The sequence below is a fragment of the Kitasatospora sp. NPDC059817 genome, assembly GCF_042731835.1.
GTDB lineage: Bacteria > Actinomycetota > Actinomycetes > Streptomycetales > Streptomycetaceae > Kitasatospora.
The window spans coordinates 1-4353 of the sequence record NZ_JBHWIR010000339.1; the positions used below are offsets into that span (position 1 = coordinate 1).

General features: G+C 72.2%; 3 protein-coding genes. 2 read left to right on the top strand and 1 reads right to left on the bottom strand.

Annotated features, from left to right (window positions below; translation table 11 throughout):
• Positions 1 to 72: 72 nt before the first annotated feature.
• On the bottom strand, positions 73 to 1485 hold the full coding sequence (locus ACFV61_RS34760) for a serine hydrolase domain-containing protein (RefSeq protein ID WP_380496095.1): 1413 nt from the start codon (positions 1483 to 1485) through the stop codon (positions 73 to 75).
• 468 nt (positions 1486 to 1953) lie between these two features.
• Here ACFV61_RS34760 and tdh point away from each other — a divergent pair, with 468 nt between their 5' ends.
• A complete protein-coding gene (gene tdh / locus ACFV61_RS34765) occupies positions 1954 to 2982 on the top strand; it encodes an L-threonine 3-dehydrogenase (protein WP_063346237.1) in 1029 nt (342 codons plus the stop codon).
• A 32-nt stretch (positions 2983 to 3014) separates the two neighbouring features.
• Positions 3015 to 4208 carry a glycine C-acetyltransferase gene (locus tag ACFV61_RS34770; protein ID WP_063346236.1) on the top strand — a complete coding sequence of 398 codons (1194 nt, stop codon included), beginning with the start codon at positions 3015 to 3017 and terminating at the stop codon, positions 4206 to 4208.
• Positions 4209 to 4353 lie beyond the last annotated feature (145 nt).

The following is a 4353-nucleotide window of genomic DNA, read 5'->3' on the forward strand; positions in this document are numbered from 1 at the left end:
GGCCCGGTGATCCGGGCCGGGCCTCCGACGGGTCTGGCATTCAGACGTTCAGGCGTTCAGGCGGTCTGGCGCTCAGGCGTTGACCGTGGTCGGCGCGCCGGAGGGGGACCCCGGGGCGCCGGGCGAGGCCGGGGACGAGGCCGACCCCGATCCAGAGGGCGAGAGTGAGGGCGACGGTGACGCGGACCCCGAGGACGAGGCCGACGGCGAGGCCGTGTTCATCGGCGGGATCGAGTAGACGTTCTTCGGCGAGACGATCTGCGTGATCGCCTTCGCGAACAGCGAGGACGGCTCCGAACCCCGGTACGGCACATCGGTGTTGAGCAGCACCACCAAGGTGGCCTGGGACTGCGGCAGGTACACCGCCACGGTCTCGTAACCGGGCAGCGAGCCGTTGTGCCCGATCCACCCGTTGTTGTTGAACAGCCCGAGGCCGTAGCCGACGCCGGGGTCGCCGGTCGGCTGGGTCTTCAACCGCTGGGACTGGGTGTCCTGCTTCAGCAGGGAGCCGGTGGCCAGGGACTTCGTCCAGTTCTGCAGGTCGGTGAGGTTGGAGATGACCGCTCCGGCCGACCAGGCCCAGGACGGGTTCCAGTCGGTGGCGTCCGTGGTCTGGCCGTTGGGTGTCTGGTCGGTGTAGCCGCGGGCGTGCGGGTCGGGGAAGGTCGCGTCGGTCGGGAAGACCGTCCCGTTCAGCCCGGCCTGGCTGAACACCTGGTCCTTGAGGAACTGGTCCACGGGCTCCCCGCCGGCCTTCTCGATGACCTTGCCGAGCAGGATGTAGTTGCTGTTGCTGTACTGGAACTTGCTGCCCGGCGGGAAGTTCGCCGGGTGCTTGTACCCGTAGGCGAGCAGCTGGTCGGGCGTGAACACCCGGTTCGGGTCGCTGATCAGCGCGTTCACGAAGTCCGGGTCGGAGGTGTACGGGAACAGGCCGCTGCGCATCCCGGCGAGCTGGCGGATGGTGATGGTGTCGCCGCCGGGCACGCCGTCCACGTACTTGGAGACCGGGTCGTCCAGGCCCACCTTGCCCTGGTCGACCAGCCGCAGCACGCCGGTCGCCGTGAAGGTCTTGGTCACGCTGCCGATCCGCATGTTCAGATCGGGCGACATCGGGGTGCCGGACTTGTCGGCCTGGCCGAAGGCCCGCTGGTAGCTGCCGTCGGGGGTGGTGATCCCGACGATCACGCCCGGGGTGGAGGTCTGGCCCAGCACCTGCTTGATCGCGGCGTCCAGCTGGTTGGCGACGTCGGGGGTCAGCGGCACCACCGCGCCGGCCGAGCCGCCGGCCGCGCCCGAGCCCGATGCGGACGGGCTGAGCGCGGCCGGCTCGGCGGTGAGGGCCGCGCCGCCGGCCGGCCGGTTCGGCGGCGACCCGCCGGAGCAGGCCGCGGTCGCGAGCAGGCCGGTCAGCACCAGGGCGGCGCAGGCCGCTCGGCGGGTGGAACGGGACGCGGCCGGATGCGGCCGTCGGATCGTGGTCATAGGTCGAGGCGCCTCTCTGCGGCGGACGGCCCCGGAGCGCTGCTCCACGAGGCCGACGGGGGAGCGCCGCCACCGTAAGCACCGCCGGTGCGGCCCCGCGCGTCGGCCGCCGCGGGGCTGACCCGAACGGACCCAGCGGTCAGCCGACTGCCCCAGCCGGCTGGCGCACATTGCCTCCCGTGTTGTCAAGGACCGGTGCCCACTGGGGGATTGGTGTCGCGGAAGCGGGCTCGCGCTCGGCCGAACAGGTGAGCACCGGCATGCCGCACCCGCCCCCGGCCCCAGCTCGGGCACGATCGTTTAGCCCAGCTGTGGCCGCCCTTAAGAATTCCTCGATGGACCGAACCCACCCTGACCAGGCAGATTGCTGCCTGCCCGGAACGCGTCCGCCAGGAACGGCCACACCGGGGCCACTCGGCCTGCCCACCCGCGAAGGCCGCCCCACTCGCACGTCAGGAGCCGTCGCCCGTGAAGGCACTCGTCAAGCAGAAGGCCGAGCCCGGGCTCTGGCTGGTGGACGTCCCGAAGCCGGAGATCGGCCCCGGCGAGGTGCTGATCAAGGTGCTGCGGACCGGCATCTGCGGCACCGACCTGCACATCCGCAACTGGGACGGCTGGGCCCAGCAGACCATCACGACCCCGCTGGTGCTCGGCCACGAGTTCGTCGGCGAGGTCGCCGAGATCGGTGCCGGCGTCGCGGACATCGCGGTCGGCGACCGGGTCAGCGGCGAGGGCCACCTGGTCTGCGGCAAGTGCCGCAACTGCCAGGCCGGCCGCCGCCACCTGTGCCGCAACACGGTCGGCCTCGGCGTCGGCCGGGACGGCGCCTTCGCCGAGTACGTGGCCCTGCCCGCCTCCAACGTCTGGGTGCACCGGGTGCCGGTCGACCTGGACGTGGCCGCGATCTTCGACCCGTTCGGCAACGCCGTCCACACCGCGCTCTCCTTCCCGCTGGTCGGCGAGGACGTGCTGATCACCGGCGCGGGCCCGATCGGCATCATGGCGGCCGCCGTCGCCAAGCACGCCGGCGCCCGCAACGTGATGATCACCGACGTCTCCCCGTACCGCCTCGACCTGGCCCGGGAGGTCGGCGTCACGCTGGCGCTGAACGTCGCCGAGCACACCATCGAGGAGGGCCAGCAGAAGCTCGGCCTGCGCGAGGGCTTCGACGTCGGCCTGGAGATGTCCGGCCGCCCCGAGGCGATGCAGTCGATGATCGCCAACATGACCCACGGCGGGAAGATCGCCGTGCTCGGCCTGCCCGCCGAGCAGTTCCCGATCGACTGGGCCTCGGTCGTCACCTCGATGCTCACCATCAAGGGCATCTACGGCCGCGAGATGTTCGAGACCTGGTACGCGATGTCCGTGCTGCTGGAGGGCGGGCTGGACCTCGCCCCGGTGATCACCGGCCGGTACGCCGCCGACGACTTCGCGGCCGCCTTCGACGAGGCCGCCAGCGGCCGCTGCGGCAAGATCATCCTCGACTGGACCGCCTGAGCCCCCCCGTTCGTCCTCGTTAGGAGTCCGCAGTGTTCGACAACGTGCGCGCCGACATCGCCATCACCCTCGACGAGATCCGCGAGGCCGGGCTCTTCAAGCCCGAGCGGGTCATCGGCACCCCGCAGAGCGCCGCGGTCACCGTCACCGGCGGCGGCCGCCCCGGTGAGGTGCTGAACTTCTGCGCCAACAACTACCTCGGCCTGGCCGACCACCCCGAGGTGCTCGCCGCCGCCAAGGACGCGCTGGACCGCTGGGGCTACGGCATGGCCTCGGTGCGCTTCATCTGCGGCACCCAGGACGTCCACAAGGCGCTGGAGGACCGGCTCTCGGCCTTCCTGGGCCAGGAGGACACCATCCTGTACTCCTCCTGCTTCGACGCCAACGGCGGCGTCTTCGAGACCCTGCTCGACGACCGCGACGCCGTCATCTCCGACGCGCTCAACCACGCGAGCATCATCGACGGCATCCGGCTCAGCAAGGCCCGCCGCCACCGCTACGCCAACCGCGACCTGGCCGACCTGGAGCAGCAGCTCAAGGAGACCCAGGACGCCCGCCGCCGCCTGATCGTCACCGACGGCGTGTTCTCGATGGACGGCTACGTCGCCCCGCTGCGCGAGATCTGCGACCTGGCCGACCGCTACGACGCCATGGTCATGGTCGACGATTCGCACGCCGTCGGCTTCGTCGGCCCCGGCGGCCGCGGCACCCCCGAACTGCACGGCGTGATGGACCGCGTGGACATCATCACCGGCACCCTCGGCAAGGCGCTCGGCGGCGCCTCCGGCGGCTACGTCGCCGCCCGCCGGGAGATCGTCGCCCTGCTGCGCCAGCGCTCCCGCCCGTACCTGTTCTCCAACTCGCTCGCCCCGGTGATCGCGGCGGCCTCGCTGAAGGTGCTCGACCTGGTCGAGCAGTCCAACGAGCTGCGCGAGCGGCTGGCGGCCAACACGGCGCTGTTCCGCAGCAGGATGACCGAGGCCGGCTTCGAGATCCTGCCGGGCGACCACCCGATCGCCCCGGTGATGATCGGCGACGCGGCCAAGGCCGGCCGGCTCGCCGAACTGCTGCTGGAGCGCGGCGTGTACGTGATCGGCTTCTCGTTCCCGGTGGTCCCGCACGGCCAGGCCCGGATCCGGGTGCAGCTGTCCGCCGCGCACTCCACCGAGGACGTCGAGCGCGCCGTCGCCGCCTTCGTCGACGCGCGCGCCGCGCTGGGCGAGTAGGCCCTGTCCGGCGCTGAGTAAGCCGGCAGCCCCATGAGCTGCCCGCGGGGGGGGGCGCCCGGGGCCGGGGGGGGGGGGGGGGGGGGCCCCCGGGGGGGGGGGGGGGGGCGCCGGGCGGCCGCGGCGGGGGGTACACTAAGTAGCG